The following is a 19,313-nucleotide window of genomic DNA, read 5'->3' as shown; positions in this document are numbered from 1 at the left end:
AATACTTAAGCTGGCTCCATAGAGCACATCAATGGGTGTTGGTGTTTACGCGCATACTGATTAACTTGCATAACTTTCGTTTCAGCAATTTCGGCAGTATAAACACCACATACTGCCTTTCCCCGATAATGAACAGTCAACATTAGTTGATTGGCCTTCTCACTGTCCATATTAAAAAACTTCCGCAACACCTCAACGACAAAATCCATCGGTGTGTAATCATCGTTGTTTAGCATTACCTTATACATCGGCGGCGGCTGAACTTTCTTGCGTACATCCTCCAGATGCTTTTGTTTGTCGATGCTAATGGTGTTGTCTTTACTCATATATTAATAATAGTCACAGATCTGAAATTTTAAGAAACATTTGTTTCGGCGATTTTTACGCATTCGCCTTGACATATAGTGGTTAAAATATCTACATTTTAAGAGTGGTAATGTGAAGTGACGCACATTTCCCGCCTCTCTACTTTATTGTGGGGTCTAAAAAGTTGGAGTTCAAGGATTAAGAGGAAGTTGAAGTATGGCAGTTGGCAAGGTTAAGTGGTTTAACAACGCAAAAGGTTTTGGATTTATTGTGCCCGAAGATGGCGGCGATGACATTTTCGCACACTATTCAACAATCCAAATGGATGGTTACCGTTCGCTGAAAGCAGGTCAAGAAGTAACATTTGACGTACAAGAAGGCCCCAAAGGTCTTCATGCTGAAAACATCGATATTCCGGATAAATCGGAACGATAATCACAAGATACAAAAAAGCCCGGTTATAACCGGGCTTTTTATTGCTATCTAATTGGCCAACGTATTATACGGCAGCCAATGCTTCTCTAAGCAATTTACTCGGTGACATAGCCTGACTCACTTTCGTTTCGTCTGGCATATAGTAACCACCAATATCAATCGCTTGACCTTGCGTTGCATCAATTTCAGCCATAATAGCGTCTGCATTTGCATTCAATACTTTTGCTAGTTCGCTGAAGTGCTTCGCCATTTCAGTATTTTCTTGCTGCGCAGCCAATGCTTCAGCCCAATACATGGCCAAATAGAAGTGACTGCCACGGTTGTCCAGTTCACCTGCACGACGCAGTGGAGACTTGCCATTGTTTAACAATTTCTCAGTCGCTTCATCCAACGTTTTCGCAAGAATTTTAGCATTCGCGTTATCATGTTTAATCGCAACATCTTCAAGCGAAACAGCCAATGCAAGGAACTCACCCAATGAATCCCAACGCAAATGCCCTTCTTCCACGAACTGCTGAACGTGCTTAGGCGCTGAACCACCTGCGCCGGTTTCAAACAAACCGCCACCGGCCATTAGCGGCACAATTGACAACATTTTTGCACTTGTACCCAATTCTAAAATCGGGAACAAATCCGTTAGATAATCACGCAGAACGTTACCCGTTACTGAAATCGTGTCCAATCCGCGAATCGCACGCTCCATGGTGTAACGAATAGCACGTACAGGAGACATAATTTGAATATCTAAACCTGTTGTGTCGTGATCTTTTAGGTATTTCTCAACTTTATTGATCAGCTGAGCATCGTGAGCACGCTCATCATCTAACCAGAATACTGCTGGCATACCGCTTTGACGTGAACGTGTAACAGCCAACTTAACCCAATCTTGGATCGGCGCGTCTTTTGCCTGACACATACGCCAGATATCGCCTTCTTCAACTTGATGCTCAATCAGTACATTTTCATCCTGATCGATAATACGTACCGTACCGTCAGCTGCTAATTCAAAGGTTTTATCGTGCGAACCATATTCTTCAGCTTTCTGCGCCATTAAGCCTACGTTAGGCACTGTTCCCATCGTGGTCGGATCGAATGCGCCGTGTGTTTTACAGAAGTTGATCACTTCCTGATAAATTGTTGCATAAGTACTTTCAGGGATCACCGCTTTGGTATCTTTAGGCTTGCCATCTGGCCCCCACATTTGACCCGAGTTACGGATCATTGCAGGCATTGATGCATCAACGATAACATCACTGGGTACGTGCAAGTTTGAAATACCTTTGTCTGAGTTAACCATTGCTAATAATGGACGGTCTGCGTAGCACTTATTAATATCACGCTCAATTTCAGAACGTTGAGATTCAGGTAAAGTAGAGATTTTGTCGTAGACACTACCTAAACCATTGTTAGGATTAACACCTAACTCATCGAACAACTCACCGTATTTTTCAAATAAATCTTTGTAGAAAACTTTTACGCAGTGACCAAATACGATCGGGTGCGAAACCTTCATCATGGTTGCTTTTACGTGGAGTGAGAATAAAACGCCAGTTTGACGCGCATCTTCTATTTGCTCTTCAAAGAACTTGCACAATGCTTTCTTACTCATAAACATGCCATCGATAACTTCGCCAGCTAGCAAGTCAACACGAGGCTTGAGTACTTTTTTATTGCCATTCTTATCTTCAAATTCAATGCGTACATGACCCGCTTTCTCTACTGTCAGTGACTTTTCACCTGAGTAGAAGTCGCCGCCACGCATATGCGCAACGTGAGTTTGTGATGCTTGGCTCCAAGCGCCCATTGAATGTGGGTGCTTTTTGGCATAATTTTTAACGGCTGTTGGTGCACGACGATCAGAGTTACCTTCACGTAATACTGGGTTAACCGCACTACCCAAAACTTTACCGTAACGCTCTTTAATCGATTTTTCTTCGTCGTTCTTCGGTTCTTCAGGGAACTCAGGCACTGCAAAACCTTTACCTTGAAGTTCTTTTATCGCCGCACGAAGCTGCGGGATCGATGCACTGATATTCGGCAACTTAATGATATTGGTATCAGGGTGCTGAGTCAGTTCTCCTAACTCTGCAAGAGCATCAGTAATGCGTTGAGATTCCTCTAAATACTCTGGGAAACTTGCCAAAATACGTCCGGCTAGAGAAATATCGCTAAGCTCAACGTCGATGTCTGCAGTACCTGCGAACGCCTTAATAATAGGAAGAAATGAATACGTCGCTAGGAGTGGCGCCTCATCAGTTTTGGTATATATGATTTTAGACTTTGATGTGGTCATTCTGAACCTCTTCAGCATGGCTCTTTGAGCCGATTAAATAAGAATTACTTATAAATAGGAATCACTTAAACGTGCAATTGTATATGGGCATTTACGATATATACAAGTCATACCATTGTCGTATAAAGAAATTTTGCTCAATCCTCGCTTAGCGTATGATAGGTGCATACACAGTTTTAAGGGTAATTATGAAGACTCAATACGGTAATCAACGACAAGTGGTTTTGTTTAACAAGCCTTTTGATGTGTTGTCACAATTTACCGATGACCAACAACGCAAAACCCTAAAAGACTTTGTTGATATTCCGAATGTCTACCCTGCCGGTCGACTGGATAGAGATTCTGAAGGACTGTTGTTGTTAACCAATGATGGAAAACTGCAACACAAACTCAGTCACCCGTCGCGTAAAACATCTAAAACCTATTGGGCACAAGTTGAAGGTGTGCCTGATGAAGTCGGGTTATCAGCCTTTGCCAAAGGATTGGAACTTAAAGACGGTATGACGGCACCAGCCAAGATTAAGCTTATCGACGAACCTTTTATACTATGGCCGCGCACGCCGCCGATCAGGGAACGTAAAGCCATTCCAACCTCTTGGTTAGAAATCACCATTACGGAAGGGCGAAACCGCCAAGTTAGACGCATGACGGCCCATATCGGCACCCCAACATTACGTTTGATTCGGTATCGAATTGGTAATTGGACAATAGACGGCATAAATAGCGGTGAATACCGGCAAATTATGCTCTGACAGTATCGAATTAAAGTTAGGCTTCTGCTAAAATTCGCGCCTTTATTTTTCCGACTATAGGTATTCATGTCCGAGCCAACGTTACCCTGCTCTTTACCCGCTGCTGATGTCGACGCGCCTAACACCAAAAAGGTGATAGTTGGCATGTCTGGCGGCGTTGATTCATCTGTTTCTGCCTACGTTCTGCAACAACAAGGATTTCAGGTTGAAGGCGTATTCATGAAGAATTGGGAAGAAGACGACAATGACGAATACTGTGCAGCGGCTGAAGATTTAGCTGACGCACAGGCCGTTGCGGATAAACTCGGCATCCATTTGCATACCATTAATTTTGCCGCTGAGTATTGGGACAACGTGTTTGAATACTTCCTCGAAGAGTACAAGGCCGGTAGAACACCAAACCCTGATATCATGTGCAATAAGGAAATTAAGTTCAAAGCGTTCCTTGAATTCGCAGCAGAAGATCTAGGCGCTGACTTTATTGCCACAGGACACTATGTTCGCCGCCGATTCGTAGACGGTAAATACCAGTTATTACGTGGGCTTGATGATAATAAAGACCAAAGTTATTTTCTTTACACACTGAGCCATGAACATGTTGCAAAAACACTATTCCCTATCGGTGATATTGAAAAACCACAAGTAAGGGAAATAGCTGCTGCGCTTGGCCTTGTCACGCATGACAAAAAAGACAGCACCGGCATCTGCTTTATTGGCGAACGTAAATTCAGCGAGTTCCTAAGCCAATATTTACCGGCACAACCGGGCCCTATCGTCAGTGCCGAAGGTGAAACCCTAGGTGAGCACCAGGGCTTGATGTACCACACGCTAGGTCAACGCAAAGGGCTACATATTGGTGGATTACGTGACCACGGTGATGAGCCTTGGTATGTCGTTGATAAAGATGTCGCCACCAATACGTTGATTGTTGGTCAAGGTGCTAATCATCCGCGATTGTTTTCTCAAGGGCTTATTGCCAAGCAATTACATTGGGTTGACCGTGAATCACATACGACTGAAATGTCAGTCAGCGTAAAAACCCGTTATCGTCAGCAGGACATCCCTGCGACCTTATTGCCATTAGCCAATGGCGATATCCAAGTTATGTTTAATGAACCACAAAAAGCTGTTACGCCTGGGCAATCGGTCGTCATCTACCAAGACGAAGTTTGCCTTGGTGGCGGTATTATAGAGAGTTACATTCGATAAATGTTAGCACCTGAAATTGAAAATCAGCTCGCGTTGGCAGGCGTTTGCCAAGCAGCATTATTGGTCCAACATATCGCGCGCCAGGGCGAATTCGATGCGGAAGCCACCGAAGCTAGTTTGTCGAGTATTCTGGTAACCAATCCAGACAACACCCAGCAGGTGTTTGGTTCGCTCAGTAACCTGAAACTCGGATTCCAAACATTACTCGCACAGTTACACAACAAACCCGCTAGCAAAGACGCTGAGCTGACACGTTACATCGCGAGCATTTTAGGGCTTGAAAGAAAGCTAGCTAAAAATCCGCGCGCATTAGCACAATTAGGTGAACGCATTTCTCACGTGCAACGTCAGCTTGACCATGTCGATTTTGATAACCATCAGATCATTGCGTCACTGGCGAGTATTTACACAGACGTCGTTAGCCCACTTGCACCGCGTATTCAAATCGCCGGGCAACAGCAATTTCTCAGCCAACCCTTAAATCAACAACGTGTACGTGCCCTATTGCTAGCTGGCGTCAGAGCCGCTGTGTTGTGGCGACAAATGGGTGGCAAACGTCGGAACATCTTGTTTAAACGAAAATCTATCATCGCGGCAGCCCAACAGGCGCTACGTATAATCAACTAAACCGGAGCAGACTTTGGAAATTTCAACACTTACCGCTATATCACCCATCGATGGTCGTTACGCCAGTAAAACATCTGCGCTACAAAGTATTTTTAGTGAGTTTGGCCTACTAAAATACCGAGTGGTAGTTGAAGTCCGTTGGTTGCAAATGCTATCTCAGCTGGACGGTATTACTGAAGTCCCTGCATTTTCTGCGGCAGCAAATGCGCATTTAGATGCAATCGTTGATAATTTTGATGTTACCCATGCTCAGCGTATTAAAGACATTGAAAAAACCACGAACCACGATGTAAAAGCGGTTGAATACTTCCTTAAAGAGCAAGTTGAATCGGTACCTGAATTAGCTGCCGTAACTGAATTTATCCATTTTGCTTGTACTTCTGAAGATATCAACAACCTATCCCATGCCTTAATGTTGAACGAAGCACGTGAGCAGGTTGTACTGCCAATGCTTGATCAAATCATTGAGCAAATGACATCACTAAGCAATGAGCTAATGCCTGTAGCGATGATGGCGCGTACGCACGGTCAACCCGCGTCTCCGACCACGATGGGGAAAGAGTTTGCTAACGTAGCTTACCGCCTTCAGCGCCAACGTCAGCAAATAGCGGGCGTATCTATCTTAGGTAAAATCAACGGTGCAGTTGGCAATTACAACGCTCACCTTTCCGCCTACCCAGACATCGATTGGCACAGTGTTGCAGAGAAATTCGTGACCAGCTTGGGAATTGATTGGAACCCTTATACTACGCAAATTGAACCGCATGACTACATCGCAGAGTTGTTCGACGCAATCGCACGCTTCAATACTATCGTGCTAGATTTTGATCGTGACGTTTGGGGTTACATCGCATTGGGTCACTTCAAGCAAAAGACAGTGGCAGGTGAAATTGGTTCTTCCACAATGCCGCACAAAGTAAACCCAATCGATTTTGAAAACTCCGAAGGTAACCTCGGTTTAGCGAATGCATTATTTAGCCATTTGGCCGCTAAATTGCCTGTATCTCGTTGGCAGCGTGACCTAACCGACTCGACCGTACTGCGCAACTTGGGAGTTGGCTTAGGCTACTCATTGATCGCTTACCAGGCGACACTTAAGGGTATGAGCAAATTAGAAGTTAATCAGCAAAGCCTTGCAGATGAACTTAACGACAATTGGGAACTATTGGCAGAGCCAATTCAAACCGTCATGCGTCGTTACGGTATCGAAAAACCGTATGAAAAATTAAAAGAGCTAACACGCGGCAAAAAAGTGAACGCAGAAATCATTGCTGACTTTATCGATGGGTTAGCGTTACCTGACGAAGCCAAAGCGTCATTGAAACAACTAACACCAGCCGCCTACATTGGTGATGCAATCAGGCTAACAGAACAGTTACCTAAATAATCCGTGAAGACTATCCTGAACCGACACTACCACTTTTGTCAGTTCAGGATCTAGTATGCAAAACCCCTCTAGCAGGCCAGCATATCGCTGGCCTGTTCATTTCAAATCCGTTAAGGCCGGCTTACCTTTTCTACGCGACGCCAGCGGTGCTTCGCGCAGCATTGGATTGATGATGTTGACTATTGTGTTAATCCTATGGGTGAGCACAGTAGTCATTTTGCGCACAAGTTCAGTCACAATGTTAAGCGCACTGTTAAGTGCAAACCTTCTAATAGGCATCGTTACATGCTGGGTATTAGCCTACTACTCAACAACAAAGCGCTCACCGACTTCCCGAATACCTGCCACGCCAGCGCCGCATCTAATGAGTTCGTCACAAACACTCCAAAATATCAGCGTCATGTTCGTTGATATGAGTAACTTCTGTGAACTTGTGCAATATCTGCAACCCGCCCAACAAATGGCGTTACTTCACGAGATATATTCTAACTTTGACCGGATCATTATCAGCCATGGTTTACACCGAATTAAAACCAATGGAGATGAATACATTGCAGCAACGACTTCAAACGAGCTGCACTTTCCAACATTAAAAGACCAAGGTAACTCGACCGTCGCAATTAGCATGGCAGCGAAAGATATAAGGCAATATTTCAATCAAATGACGCGTCGCCATGCGCACATTTGTCGGTTGCGCATAGGCATTGCTACAGGTGATGTCATCACCGGAAGCATTGGTATTTTATCACCTTGTACTGACATGTGGGGTAAGCCTATGCTTGTCGCATCGCGCTTAGAAGGCAATTGCACTCCCGATCAAATTTTACTCTGTTCAACTACATATGAGCGCGTCAAATCCTCATTGGATACCAATCCAGTCGGCAATTTGAATTTAAAAGGACTAGGCACGACAAAGGCCTATAGGTTGGTTACGTCTTAGCATTACGCAGGTTACCAATACAATGAGTTGAGGTATCATGGAGAAAAGCTCTAGGAATGCATTTATTTTGATAGACCCATGCTTTGACTCAAGCCAATTTTTACGAGAATTTTGGCAACAAAAGCCCTGCCTATTACGCGGTTTTCTGCCTCATTTTGTTGATCCTATCGATGAACATGATCTTGCCGGGCTCGCGCAAGAAGATGAAGTTGATTCCCGCATTGTCACTCGTGATGAACATGATGTGTGGCAATCTCATGCGGGTCCATTCGACGATTTTGAAGATGTTGTTCAGGGTAAATGGAGCCTTTTAGTACAAGGAACCGACCGCTTTTTTCCTGGTATTGACGCCCTCGCTCAATTGTTTAACTTTATTCCTCATTGGCGCACAGATGACGTCATGGTGAGCTTCAGCGTTCCAGGGGCAGGTGTAGGTGCGCATATTGATCAATACGATGTATTTCTGATCCAAGGAAAAGGCAAACGTCACTGGCGTGTAGGTAAAGCCGAAAACCAGCAAGAGTTTGATAACAACGGTTTACGTCAGATTAAAAGTTTTTCGGCCACTGTAGACTGCATTACCGAAGCTGGTGACGTATTGTACATTCCCCCGGGCTGGCCTCATGAAGGCGCAACGATCGAACACGCGATGACTTACTCGATAGGGTTTCGAGCGCCTGATAATGAATTATTGTTTGGTGCGATCCTAGACGCCGTGGTGCAAGGCCAAATAGAAAACACTCGTTACAGCGATCCCCACCCTGTTTATTCTGGTCTGCCTGGAGAGGTAACAGCTCAAGAATTACAACAACTGAAATCCCAGATGCAGTCGGTAATCAATAGCGATAGGTTTAACGAGGTGCTGTTAACGGCTTTAAGTGTTCAGAATATCGAACCGATTGTTGATGAGGAGTATTCAAGCAACGATATACAATCTGCAATCGATAATAGGCAAACCCTTTACCGTCGTGAAGCCGTTCGCCCAATATACAGCGAAAACAGCTCTGACAGTGCCTTTACGTTTTTTATTGATGGCGAGGCATTTTGTGTCCCTGCATCGCTAAAAGGCGCGATAAAATCGCTCATTAATCACGCTGAATCGGCGTTGCAGCCTCAGATAAATAAGGAAGACGGTCTAGCGTATATTGAGATTATCAGCAGTTTGATTGAGCGAGGGTTCTACTCGCTCAATCAGCCAATGTACGATACCGAAGAATAAGATTATTGCTGTTGCCAAAGTTTGTCTTGGCTCTCCATCTCAAACAGGCTTTCCGCACGAGATTCGAGCAGAGCAGCGTAATCTAGTTGAGTTTTATCATTGGTCACCTGCTGACGAATATTCTCAGCTTGCAATTGCCATTTTAGTGCAAAGTGTTTTAACGCTGTACGGGCACTGTCTGCCACAGATACCGGAATAAAGTCGACGGGTAAATCACCACTGACAACCCAAAGTTGTTTTTTGTCACTGGTATTAATTTTCCATATTGCAATAAAGGGCGCTAGATAACGACTCTCTTCTGCTACAACTGATTCGAATAACAAACCATTTTCAGCCAAATGACGATTCGCCTTTTGAAACTGTTCACGGGCCCATTCACCTAATTGTTGTTGATTTTGTGGTGCTTGATCTTGCATATATATCCTACTTACTTTGACGTTAAGTGTTGCGCTAACACTTGTAACGGATGACGAGGTTTAAAATTATCATAACGATTCACTTGGCTGCGGCACGAATAACCGGTCGCTAACACCCTTTCTGGTGATGTATTCGTTACTGCTGACTGCCAACTTAACTGGTAAATACCTTTACTATTATCAGTATTTTGTTTTTCATGTCCGTACGTACCGGCCATGCCACAACACCCTACAGGGCTTGCTTCCAAGCGTAAACCCGCGCGTGAAAAAATATCTTTCCACAGACGTTCTGAAGCAGGCAACGCGGTTTTCTCGGTACAATGGCTTAACAAACGATAGGTAACAGTGGGATCTTCTTCATTGACTTCATCAGTATGCAACTCAATAGCGTCAATCAACCATTCTTGCACGGTCAAGACGTTGAAGTCACCACGCTGCCCTTTTAGTAGCTTGGCATATTCATCACGGTAGCACAGCACAAGTGATGCATCGACGCCGACCATGGGTATGCCCAGCCTGTGCAACTGATTCAAGAACTTACTGGTTCTTTTCGCTGTGCGTTCAAATCGGTCTAAGAAGCCTTTGACATGTTGGGGCTTACCGTTTGGATTAAACGGCACTAAAACAGGCGTAAGACCTAAGGCTCTGATCAGTTGTGCAAACTGCTCAACGACCTCAGCATCATAAAATGAAGTAAATGGGTCTTGAATAATCAACACTCTTTGTGCCCGATCAGCATCTGACATAGCCTTTAGGCCCTGCAATGAAAAACGTTCGCATAATGACGTTGTTCGAGCTGCCAGGTTGGGAGAAGACAACATAGGAGTGTCAACATAGCCCAGTGTTTTCTCAAGCAAGGCTTGAGCAATTGCATTGCCTTGTAACGCATTAAACATGCGCGGTAACTTAGCCATTAATGGTGCTAGTAGCTCAACGTTTGCAACAAAGTAATCCTTTAGCGGTCGCATATAACGCTGATAATAAATACTCAGAAATTTAGCTCTAAAATCAGGTACGTCGACACCGACTGGGCATTGACTGCTACAGGATTTACAGGCGAGACAACCATCCATTACTTCCATCACTTCTTGCGAGAAATCTTCGCCTTTCGAAGTGTTTCGTGTATTGACCCAGCGCTCCCAAATGGATGTGGAAAACGCCTTTTGTTCCAACGATTTCACATCAACACCTTGCTGTGCCAATAAACGCAGCCATTCCCGGATCATCGTCGCCCGCCCTTTTGGCGAGTGTCGTCTATCGCCGGTTATCTTACTCGATGGGCACATTGGAGACGTTGTATCATAATTGAAGCAAAGTCCATTACCGTTGCAGCTCATTGCAGGCTCAAACGCTTGCTTGAAATGCACGGGTATTGTTCTGTCTAAATGTCCGCGTTTAGGGTCCGCGACTTTGACTAATTCATCGGAGGATCCAATCGGCGTGCAGATTTTACCCGGATTCATTTGGTTGTATGGATCAAACGCCGCTTTAATTTTGCGTAGCTCTGCGAATAACTCCTCACCAAAGAATGCAGGCCCATATTCACTGCGATACCCTTTGCCATGTTCGCCCCACATCAGGCCGCCATATTTGGCAACAAGTGCAACGACTTGATCGGATATTTTCAACATTAGCTTTTCTTGTTCTGGATCACACATATCCAGCGCTGGGCGCACGTGTAAAACGCCAGCATCAACATGCCCGAACATACCGTAATGCAAGCCGTGACTGTCTAGTAAGGCCCTAAACTCAAGAATAAAATCGGCAAGGTTTTCTGGAGGCACTGCGGTATCTTCGGCAAATGCAATCGGCTTTCGGCTGCCTTTGGTTTTACCTAAAAGCCCAACAGCCTTCTTACGCATAGCGTAAATTTTACTGATATCGCCAGTATTAAATGTGATCTGATAACCAATAACGCCAGATTGCTGATTGGCAATAGCGTCATCGAGCGCAGCAGATAAGGCTTTAATGCGCTGCTCTATCTCCGCTTGATCTTCGCTGTTGTACTCAACCATATTCAAACCAAGCATCGGTTTGTTCGGTACATCGGTGATCAATTCACTGATGCTTTCCCAAATAATATCGGTTTTGGCTAAGTTAAGAACATTGCTATCCACCGTTTCCACTGAGGTAGCATTTGCTTCCACCATCGCTGGCGCGTGACGTAACGCTGATTCAAAGCTGTCGTACTTAATGTTGACGAGCGCTTTGTGTTTTGGGATTGGTGTAATATCGAGCTTGGCTTCCGCGATAAACGCCAAAGAACCTTCTGAGCCTGTCAGTAATCGGCCCAAATCAATATGCGTTAACGATTCGTCTACAGCATGCTCGAGGTCATACCCGGTTAAAAAACGATTCAAACGAGGGAATTTAGCCAAAATCGCATCGCGTTTGCCAATACAGGTATCGGCAACTTGCTGATAGATATTGTTAAGTGTGTCACTTTGATGGGGATTTAGCGCGTCGGACTTGCTAACAGCCGCGGTTTTTAAAATTTCACCATTTGCCAAAACTGCTGTTAACCCTAAAACATGATCGCTGGTTTTACCGTATACCAAGGAACCTTGGCCAGATGCATCGGTATTAATCATTCCGCCTAACGTCGCACGATTACTGGTAGACAGATCCGGTGAAAAAAAGAAACCATAAGGCCTGAGGAAATCATTCAATGCGTCTTTAACGACGCCCGCTTGAACGCGAACCCAACGCTCGTCAACATTGATCTCAATGACTTGGTTTAAATAGCGGCTTATGTCGACCACGATCCCTTGGGTCAATGATTGGCCATTCGTACCAGTGCCGCCGCCTCTCGCTGAAAACTTGATTTCAGGTTTAGTACTGGCTAATTGACCAATACATTGCAAATCTTCAATGCTGCGGGGATATACCACAGCTTGGGGCATGCGTTGATAAATTGAGTTATCCGTCGCCACCGCCAATCGACTTGAATAACGATGTTCAATATCACCACAGAATGCCGATGCTCGAAGCGCATCAAGATAATCTAGGTATTCTTGAGTAACAGTGCTTTCCGGCGATACAACGGGCAAAATCAACGGGGTGACTCCATAATTGAAAGAGCGCAAAGTATACTAGCGTAAGCACTAAAACCAAACCGCAAAGGAGAAAATTACAGATATTTTCACTATATTTGCTTACTTTCATTTGTGGATACTGTGGAATACCCTACAGACACAGTTAGAAACAATTCTGCAGGTCAGTGTTTTAGTATCTTCTGCTAAGATACACGCATTAGATTTGGAGTTAATATGCTAGCAAAAACAACACGCACCCTACTTGGCGGTAGTTTACTGGCGGTAGGCATTGTATTTACGATCGTACCAGGCTCAATATTGCTGGTGTTGATGGGCTTGGTGATCCTCAGTATCGACCATGCATTACCGCGTAAATGGCTTAAGGTTGCTCAAAAAGGCATGAGCAATGGCGCACGAAAATTGGATTCTTGGCTGCTCAATAGACGCTAACACTAGTTTGCAGTGTTTGCGCGTATTCAATCTGTTCTTGTTCATACCGTGTCGTTAGCCGAGTAGAAAACAAACACAATTCCCAGACCTACTCATACAAAAAACGCAGCCTTGAGCTGCGTTTTTTATGCTGATTGAATATCAATTAACCGTGGTTTTCTGCAAGGTACAACCAGGTTTCAACCACTGTATCAGGGTTCAATGAAACACTATCAATACCATGCTCTACCAGCCACGCAGCGAAGTCTTCGTGATCAGATGGTCCCTGACCGCAAATACCAACATATTTACCACGTGCTTTAGCGGCTTTGATAGCCATTGCAAGAAGTGCTTTAACCGCTTCATTACGCTCATCAAACAAGTGTGCGATAACGCCTGAATCTCGGTCTAAGCCTAACGTTAACTGAGTTAAATCGTTTGAACCAATTGAGAATCCGTCAAAGATATCAAGGAATTCGTCGGCTAACAGTGCGTTAGATGGTAATTCACACATCATGATCACGCGTAAACCGTTCTCGCCTTGTTTTAAACCTTGTTCCGCTAATAACTCAATGACTTTGCGTCCTTCCTCAAGTGTACGCACGAATGGGATCATGATCTCAACGTTGGTCAAACCCATCTTGTTACGAACACGCTGAATCGCTTCACACTCTAGTGCAAAACAATCACGGAAATCTTCAGAGATGTAACGACTTGCGCCACGGAAGCCAAGCATTGGGTTCTCTTCGTCTGGCTCGTACTGATAACCACCAACCAAGTTAAAGTACTCGTTTGATTTAAAATCAGACATACGCACAATGACTTTATTCGGCGAGAATGCCGCACCAATTGTAGAGATACCTTCTACCAACTTCTCAATGTAGAACTCTACCGGTGATTCATAACCCGCGATCATGTCAGTGATTTCTTCTTTCAGATCATCAGGTTGTTCATCAAAGTTCAATAACGCTTTTGGATGTACACCAATCATACGGTTGATGATAAATTCCAAACGCGCCAGACCAACGCCAGCATTTGGTAATCGTGCAAAATCAAATGCACGGTCAGGGTTACCCACGTTCATCATTACTTTAATCGGCAGGTCTGGCATCGAATCAATGCGAGATGTGACAACATCAAAATCCAACGCCTGATTATAAATATAACCCGTATCACCTTCGGCACACGAAACCGTTACGCTATCCCCAGTCAGGATTGAATCCGTTGCATTACCGCAACCGACAACCGCAGGAATACCAAGCTCGCGGGCAATGATTGCGGCGTGACACGTTCTACCACCGCGGTTTGTCACGATAGCAGCAGCCTTCTTCATGATCGGCTCCCAATCAGGGTCGGTCATATCCGTGACAAGTACATCACCCGGCTGGATCTTATCCATTTCTTCAATCGACGCGAGCACCTTAGCTTGACCGGCACCGATCTTGTGACCAATAGCTCGGCCTTCACAAATTACAGACGCTTTACCTTTTAACTGGAAGCGTTCGATAACCTGCATGTCTTCACGACTGCGAACCGTTTCAGGACGCGCCTGAACGATGTACAACTTACCGTCAACACCATCTTTTGCCCACTCAATATCCATTGGACGCTTGTAGTGCTGCTCAATGATCTGTGCTTGTTTCGCCAACTCCATGACTTCATCGTCAGTTAGCGAAAACTGCATAGAAAGTGATTTATCAACGTCGACGATTTCAACTTGCTTGCCATGATCCATGTCTTCTGAATAGATCATTTGTACTAATTTACTGCCCAAATTACGACGAACGATGGCAGGATTTCCCGCATTCATTGTTGGCTTATGCACATAGTATTCATCAGGGTTTACTGCCCCTTGAACAACCATCTCACCCAATCCGTATGAGCTGGTGATAAACACAACATCTTCAAATCCGCTCTCGGTATCGATTGTGAACATAACGCCCGATGACGCAATGTCACTGCGCACCATGCGTTGAATACCCGCAGATAACGCAACACCTTTGTGGTCGTAACCTTGGTGTACTCGATAAGAAATCGCACGATCATTAAACAATGATGCAAACACATGCTTGATGGCAACCATCACCGCATCGTATCCCTTAACGTTCAAAAACGTTTCTTGTTGACCTGCGAAAGATGCATCTGGCATATCTTCTGCTGTTGCTGAAGAGCGCACAGCAAATGAGGCTTCATCACCTGCATCACCTTGCAGTGTTTCAAACGCTTCTTTGATGGCTGATTCAAGTGCTGGTTGGAAAGGTGTCTCTATAATCCAGTCACGAATGGTTTTACCGGCTTCTGCTAACGCGTTTACATCGTCAACATCAAGTTCATCGAGTAAATCGTGGATACGCTTCTCTAATCCACTTTGATCGAGGAACTCATTAAACGCAGAGGCAGTAGTTGCGAATCCTCCGGGAACCTGAACACCCGCATTAGCCAGGTTAGAAATCATTTCACCTAGAGAGGCATTTTTACCGCCCACTCTACCCACATCATGCATACCTAACTGCTGATACCAAAGTACGTACTCTTGCACTACTAAGCCTCCGGCTATTATTTGCTAAATTTTAGGGTTTGTGTTTTTAGTACCGCTGCCTTACATTTTATTAAAATTTGCAGGCCTGCTTGTTATTGGCAGCGATTTTAAAATGCTGTTGATATCAAAGTAAAATTTAATTTCCACCTGTAATTAATTTACAACAATGTTAAGGAGATGTTGTGCGCACCGCTTTTTATATTTCAGACGGTACAGCCATTACTGCAGAGGTGTTTGGGCACGCTTTGCTGTCACTTTTCCCGCTAAAATTAAATCACGTAACGATACCTTTTGTTGAAACTGAAGAACAAGCGCACGACGTATTAACAAAAATATCTGAAAGTTTTCAAGAAAGCGGCGAACGCCCTTTAGTGTTCTATACCATCGTGAATACCGAAGTGAGAAAGATTATTGCGACTTCGGTCGGTATTAATTATAACTTTCTCGATCAATTTGTGGCACCGCTTGAAAAAGTGCTAGGCGTGCCGTCCAAGCCTGAAAAGCATCGTACCCACAGTATTCATGAAACAACTTATGATATTCGTATAGAAGCGGTTAACTATGCTCTAGCAAACGACGATGGCTCAAACCTAAAAGACTACAATGAGGCCGATATTATCTTGGTCGGTGTGTCGCGCAGTGGCAAGACGCCAACCAGTTTATATCTGGCCCTACAATACGGGATAAAAGCGGCCAACTACCCATTTACCGAAGAAGATATGGGTGACATGCTGAAGCTGCCCCCCGCCTTAAAACGCTTTAAACACAAATTATTTGGTTTAACGATTGCACCTGATCGTCTTCACCAGATCCGTTCTGAACGTCGGGCTAATAGCCGATATGCGTCTTTGCAGCAATGCCGGATGGAATTAAGAGAAGTCGAAAACTTATATCGCAAAGAGAAGATCCCGTTTCTCAATTCAACAAAGTACTCGATTGAAGAAATTTCAGCGAAAATATTGGCGACGACTGGCTTGCAGCGCCGCAAATATTAACGGTGATGCATCGAACTGAGTCATCAACACCGAACAGACAATGGTGAATAGTCAGGTACAGAGACTATTCACTACGTAATTTATTCGGTCGCCCACCGGTTACTTTGTCTGCACGCCCTTCGAGCTTGGCTTTTTCGGCTCGACGTTTGCGCACTTCTTTCGGGTCGGCGATTAGAGGGCGGTATATTTCGATACGGTCACCTTGTTGCAGGGTTTCCGTTAACTTTGCGGTTCTATTCCAAATGCCGACTTTGTTGTTCGACAAATCAATTTCGGCGTAGAGTTTTAAAATGCCACTGGCAACAATGGCCTCTTCAACAGTACACCCACTTGCCACTTCAATAGGCAGCAATGACTGTTTATCCGGCAATGCATACGCAACTTCAACATTAATCAAATCAGCCATTATGCATAGACCTGCTTGGCGCGTTTGGTGAACGCATCGACCATATTGGCGGCAATATTGTTGAAAATTTTACCAAACGCAGCTTGAGCCAGACGACTGCTGAATTCAAACGTTAAATCGAGTTCAATCTTACAAGCAGAATCAGACAGCGGAATGAAATGCCAAGCACCGCTTAAATGACTGAAAGGTCCATCCACCAGCTGCATATTGATGCGTTGCGGCGCCATCAACTCATTTTGTGTTGTAAACCATTGTTTCACGCCAGCTTTGGCTATTAACAAAGAAGCTTTCATCATTGAGGGCGTTTGTTCATCAATTCGACTTTCTGCGCACCCTGGCAAAAACTCAGGGTATGATTTGACATCATTCACCAGATCAAACATAGACTCGGCGCTAAAAGCCACCAACGCACTTCGTTGTATGCTCGGCATGAAACCTCTTAAAGCTATCAATTACAGCCGTGAAGTTTAGCATGAAAATGACTGATAAAAAGTGCACTTATATTTGCTTTTTTATTTCGATTGCTAGAAGACAAGCGACATTACTCACGTATAATAGGCGCATGAAAAAGAAAAATTCTAATCCGGGCACTATTGCCAAAAATAAGAAAGCGAGACACGAGTTTCATCTCGAAGATAAATTCGAAGCCGGTATTGAACTACAAGGCTGGGAAGTGAAAAGTATTCGAGAAGGAAAAGTCAGCTTAAATGATACTTATGTCACAATCGACAAGGGCGAAGCGTATCTACTGGGTTGTAATATACAGCCGCTGAATCAAGCCTCAAGCCACGTTATTTGTGAGCCAACTCGCGACCGCAAGTTGCTATTACATAAGCGCGAATTGGATAAATTGATGGGTGCCCGTGACCGACAAGGCTACTCCATCGTTGCAACGGCCATGTACTGGAAAGCCTGTTGGGTTAAAGTTGAGATTTACTTGGCCAAAGGTAAGCAGTCGCATGACAAACGCGATGCAGTAAAAGACCGGGACTGGGCACGTCAGAAGGAACGCATGATGAAACACAGCGCCTAACAGGCGCTGTGCTCCGGCCTATTTATCTAGCAACTCTGAAGCGTGCTGTTTACGGTATCGCTTAGTCAGTTTCGCTTGATTGATCTGATCGGTAATTAAGCTCCATAAAGCAGAATCCGTATGGGAAGGTGAAGCCCCTTGGCTCATCCTGCGCAGCTGTCGTTTAATAATCGCCATGGTAGCAAGGCCCGCTAAGGTTTTGTCTTTCCATGTCACTTTTGGAATAACGCCATCTACCGGTGACGATTGTTGCCACGACTCCACCAAATTCGGCGTAAAGGCTAATGCACTGGCCATTCCCACCAATGACACACCGCTATTAATGACAGTTTGTGCCGTTTCGAGGCGACTCACCCCCCCCGTTGTCATGATGTTTAATGTTGTTTTGCGCGCTATCTGTTCAGCGAACTCTAAAAAATATGCTTCACGTGCCAATGTTCGATCATCCGCCGTTCTTCCCTGCATAGCGGGCGCTTCATAACTTCCACCAGATAATTCCACAAAATCAATGCCATATGCTTCAAGCATCGATACCACTTGCTGTGCATCATCGACATCAAATCCACCTCGTTGAAAGTCAGCCGAATTCAATTTAACCGAAATGCTGAAAGTAGGCGCGCAGGCTTGTTTTATTCGCTCAACAACACTGAGCAACAGGCTAGCTCTATTGGCAACACTGCCGCCCCATTTATCGTCTCGCTTATTAGTTAACGGCGATAAAAACTGTGCGAGTAAATAACCATGGGCAGCATGTACTTGCACGCCATCAAAACCAGCTTGTTCGGCTAATGTCGCCGTGGTTACGAAACGCTCAATAACATCCAGTATCTCCGCATCAGTCATGGCTTTAGGTTGGGTGAACAAATTTGAATGTTTCCCCATATCCAGCGCGATATCGGATGGTGATAGCACCTTACCGCCCATTTTTTTAAACACTTGTCGACCAGGGTGATTAATTTGCATTACCAACTTGGTATCGTTTTGTTTTGCATGTCGTACAAGCGTTTTGAATGGCTCAAGCGCATCACCCGCTTCCAATGCGACACCACCTGGGCCGGTCATCGCCAAATGGTCAACCATCACGTTGCCGGTAATGATCAAACCTACTCCACCCTGCGCCCATTGCTCATAGAGGTTGAAAAGCTTTTGATCAGGCTTATGAAACTTATTGGCTAGATTTTCTTCCATTGCCGCTTTAACGATACGATTCTTTAGCGTTAATCCACTGGGTAACGTAAACGGCTCAAACAGGTTGTTCATAGATGCTCTTGGTAAAACGAGATTCATGTCTA

The 19,313-nt window shown here is 44.7% G+C and carries 18 protein-coding genes; 10 read left to right on the top strand and 8 right to left on the bottom strand.

Going from position 1 to position 19,313, the window contains the following annotated elements; translation table 11 throughout:
* Positions 1 to 5 precede the first annotated feature (5 nt).
* Positions 6 to 326 carry an ATP-dependent Clp protease adapter ClpS gene (gene clpS, locus CSH93_RS00435; protein ID WP_100640781.1) on the bottom strand — a complete coding sequence of 107 codons (321 nt, stop codon included), beginning with the start codon at positions 324 to 326 and terminating at the stop codon, positions 6 to 8.
* 196 nt (positions 327 to 522) lie between these two features.
* Between clpS and cspD the strand changes: the two genes are divergently transcribed.
* Positions 523 to 741 (top strand): cold shock domain-containing protein CspD, encoded by a 219-nt coding sequence (cspD, locus tag CSH93_RS00430; RefSeq protein WP_100640779.1) that lies wholly within the window; start codon positions 523 to 525, stop codon positions 739 to 741.
* Between the two features lie 64 nt (positions 742 to 805).
* Here cspD and CSH93_RS00425 read toward each other — a convergent pair whose 3' ends face one another.
* On the bottom strand, positions 806 to 3,034 hold the full coding sequence (locus tag CSH93_RS00425) for an NADP-dependent isocitrate dehydrogenase (protein ID WP_100640777.1): 2,229 nt from the start codon (positions 3,032 to 3,034) through the stop codon (positions 806 to 808).
* 188 nt (positions 3,035 to 3,222) lie between these two features.
* Between CSH93_RS00425 and CSH93_RS00420 the strand changes: the two genes are divergently transcribed.
* The 6 genes from CSH93_RS00420 (at position 3,223) to CSH93_RS00395 (ending at position 9,168) form a co-directional block, all read left to right on the top strand.
* Positions 3,223 to 3,786, top strand: a complete 564-nt coding sequence (locus CSH93_RS00420) for an rRNA large subunit pseudouridine synthase E (protein WP_100640775.1) — start codon at positions 3,223 to 3,225, stop codon at positions 3,784 to 3,786.
* A gap of 66 nt (positions 3,787 to 3,852) precedes the next feature.
* A complete protein-coding gene (gene mnmA, locus CSH93_RS00415) occupies positions 3,853 to 4,995 on the top strand; it encodes a tRNA 2-thiouridine(34) synthase MnmA (protein WP_100640773.1) in 1,143 nt (380 codons plus the stop codon).
* The gene (gene hflD, locus CSH93_RS00410; RefSeq protein WP_100640771.1) at positions 4,996 to 5,622 is read left to right on the top strand and encodes a high frequency lysogenization protein HflD; all 627 of its coding nucleotides are present in this window, start codon (positions 4,996 to 4,998) and stop codon (positions 5,620 to 5,622) included.
* Between the two features lie 13 nt (positions 5,623 to 5,635).
* Positions 5,636 to 7,009, top strand: coding sequence for an adenylosuccinate lyase (purB, locus tag CSH93_RS00405; RefSeq protein WP_100640769.1), 1,374 nt, complete (start codon positions 5,636 to 5,638; stop codon positions 7,007 to 7,009).
* Positions 7,010 to 7,064: 55 nt separating this feature from the next.
* Positions 7,065 to 7,949, top strand: a complete 885-nt coding sequence (locus CSH93_RS00400; protein WP_100640767.1) for an adenylate/guanylate cyclase domain-containing protein — start codon at positions 7,065 to 7,067, stop codon at positions 7,947 to 7,949.
* A gap of 37 nt (positions 7,950 to 7,986) precedes the next feature.
* The gene (locus CSH93_RS00395; RefSeq protein WP_100640766.1) at positions 7,987 to 9,168 is read left to right on the top strand and encodes a cupin domain-containing protein; all 1,182 of its coding nucleotides are present in this window, start codon (positions 7,987 to 7,989) and stop codon (positions 9,166 to 9,168) included.
* Positions 9,169 to 9,170: 2 nt separating this feature from the next.
* Here CSH93_RS00395 and CSH93_RS00390 read toward each other — a convergent pair whose 3' ends face one another.
* Together CSH93_RS00390 and ydiJ are read right to left on the bottom strand one after the other, a co-directional pair.
* Positions 9,171 to 9,584: a DUF4826 family protein gene (locus CSH93_RS00390; protein WP_100640764.1), complete on the bottom strand. Its 414-nt coding sequence runs from the start codon at positions 9,582 to 9,584 to the stop codon at positions 9,171 to 9,173.
* A gap of 11 nt (positions 9,585 to 9,595) precedes the next feature.
* The gene (ydiJ, locus tag CSH93_RS00385; protein WP_205663199.1) at positions 9,596 to 12,637 is read right to left on the bottom strand and encodes a D-2-hydroxyglutarate dehydrogenase YdiJ; all 3,042 of its coding nucleotides are present in this window, start codon (positions 12,635 to 12,637) and stop codon (positions 9,596 to 9,598) included.
* A 216-nt stretch (positions 12,638 to 12,853) separates the two neighbouring features.
* Between ydiJ and CSH93_RS00380 the strand changes: the two genes are divergently transcribed.
* On the top strand, positions 12,854 to 13,069 hold the full coding sequence (locus tag CSH93_RS00380) for a PGPGW domain-containing protein (protein WP_100640762.1): 216 nt from the start codon (positions 12,854 to 12,856) through the stop codon (positions 13,067 to 13,069).
* A gap of 145 nt (positions 13,070 to 13,214) precedes the next feature.
* Here the strand turns inward: CSH93_RS00380 and ppsA are convergent, their stop codons facing one another.
* Complete coding sequence (gene ppsA / locus CSH93_RS00375; RefSeq protein WP_100640760.1) at positions 13,215 to 15,587, bottom strand: phosphoenolpyruvate synthase; 2,373 nt, start codon at positions 15,585 to 15,587, stop codon at positions 13,215 to 13,217.
* Between the two features lie 182 nt (positions 15,588 to 15,769).
* On the opposite strand from ppsA, the gene ppsR reads away from it, so the two are divergent.
* Positions 15,770 to 16,582: a posphoenolpyruvate synthetase regulatory kinase/phosphorylase PpsR gene (gene ppsR / locus CSH93_RS00370; protein ID WP_100640758.1), complete on the top strand. Its 813-nt coding sequence runs from the start codon at positions 15,770 to 15,772 to the stop codon at positions 16,580 to 16,582.
* A 64-nt stretch (positions 16,583 to 16,646) separates the two neighbouring features.
* Here the strand turns inward: ppsR and CSH93_RS00365 are convergent, their stop codons facing one another.
* Complete coding sequence (locus CSH93_RS00365; protein WP_100640756.1) at positions 16,647 to 16,988, bottom strand: RnfH family protein; 342 nt, start codon at positions 16,986 to 16,988, stop codon at positions 16,647 to 16,649.
* Positions 16,988 to 17,419 (bottom strand): type II toxin-antitoxin system RatA family toxin, encoded by a 432-nt coding sequence (locus tag CSH93_RS00360; RefSeq protein ID WP_100640754.1) that lies wholly within the window; start codon positions 17,417 to 17,419, stop codon positions 16,988 to 16,990. The genes CSH93_RS00365 and CSH93_RS00360 overlap by 1 nt, the downstream gene beginning before the upstream one ends.
* A 131-nt stretch (positions 17,420 to 17,550) precedes the next feature.
* On the opposite strand from CSH93_RS00360, the gene smpB reads away from it, so the two are divergent.
* Positions 17,551 to 18,021, top strand: a complete 471-nt coding sequence (gene smpB, locus CSH93_RS00355; protein ID WP_100640751.1) for an SsrA-binding protein SmpB — start codon at positions 17,551 to 17,553, stop codon at positions 18,019 to 18,021.
* A gap of 18 nt (positions 18,022 to 18,039) precedes the next feature.
* Here smpB and CSH93_RS00350 read toward each other — a convergent pair whose 3' ends face one another.
* Positions 18,040 to 19,308, bottom strand: a complete 1,269-nt coding sequence (locus CSH93_RS00350) for an NADH:flavin oxidoreductase/NADH oxidase family protein (RefSeq protein WP_420807230.1) — start codon at positions 19,306 to 19,308, stop codon at positions 18,040 to 18,042.
* Positions 19,309 to 19,313: the final 5 nt, after the last annotated feature.

The organism is Neoalteromonas facilis (assembly GCF_002807665.1).
GTDB classification, from domain to species: domain Bacteria; phylum Pseudomonadota; class Gammaproteobacteria; order Enterobacterales; family Alteromonadaceae; genus Alteromonas_E; species Alteromonas_E facilis.
The sequence above is the reverse complement of the archived record's forward strand: the minus strand, read 5'-3'. Positions and strand labels throughout refer to the sequence as shown.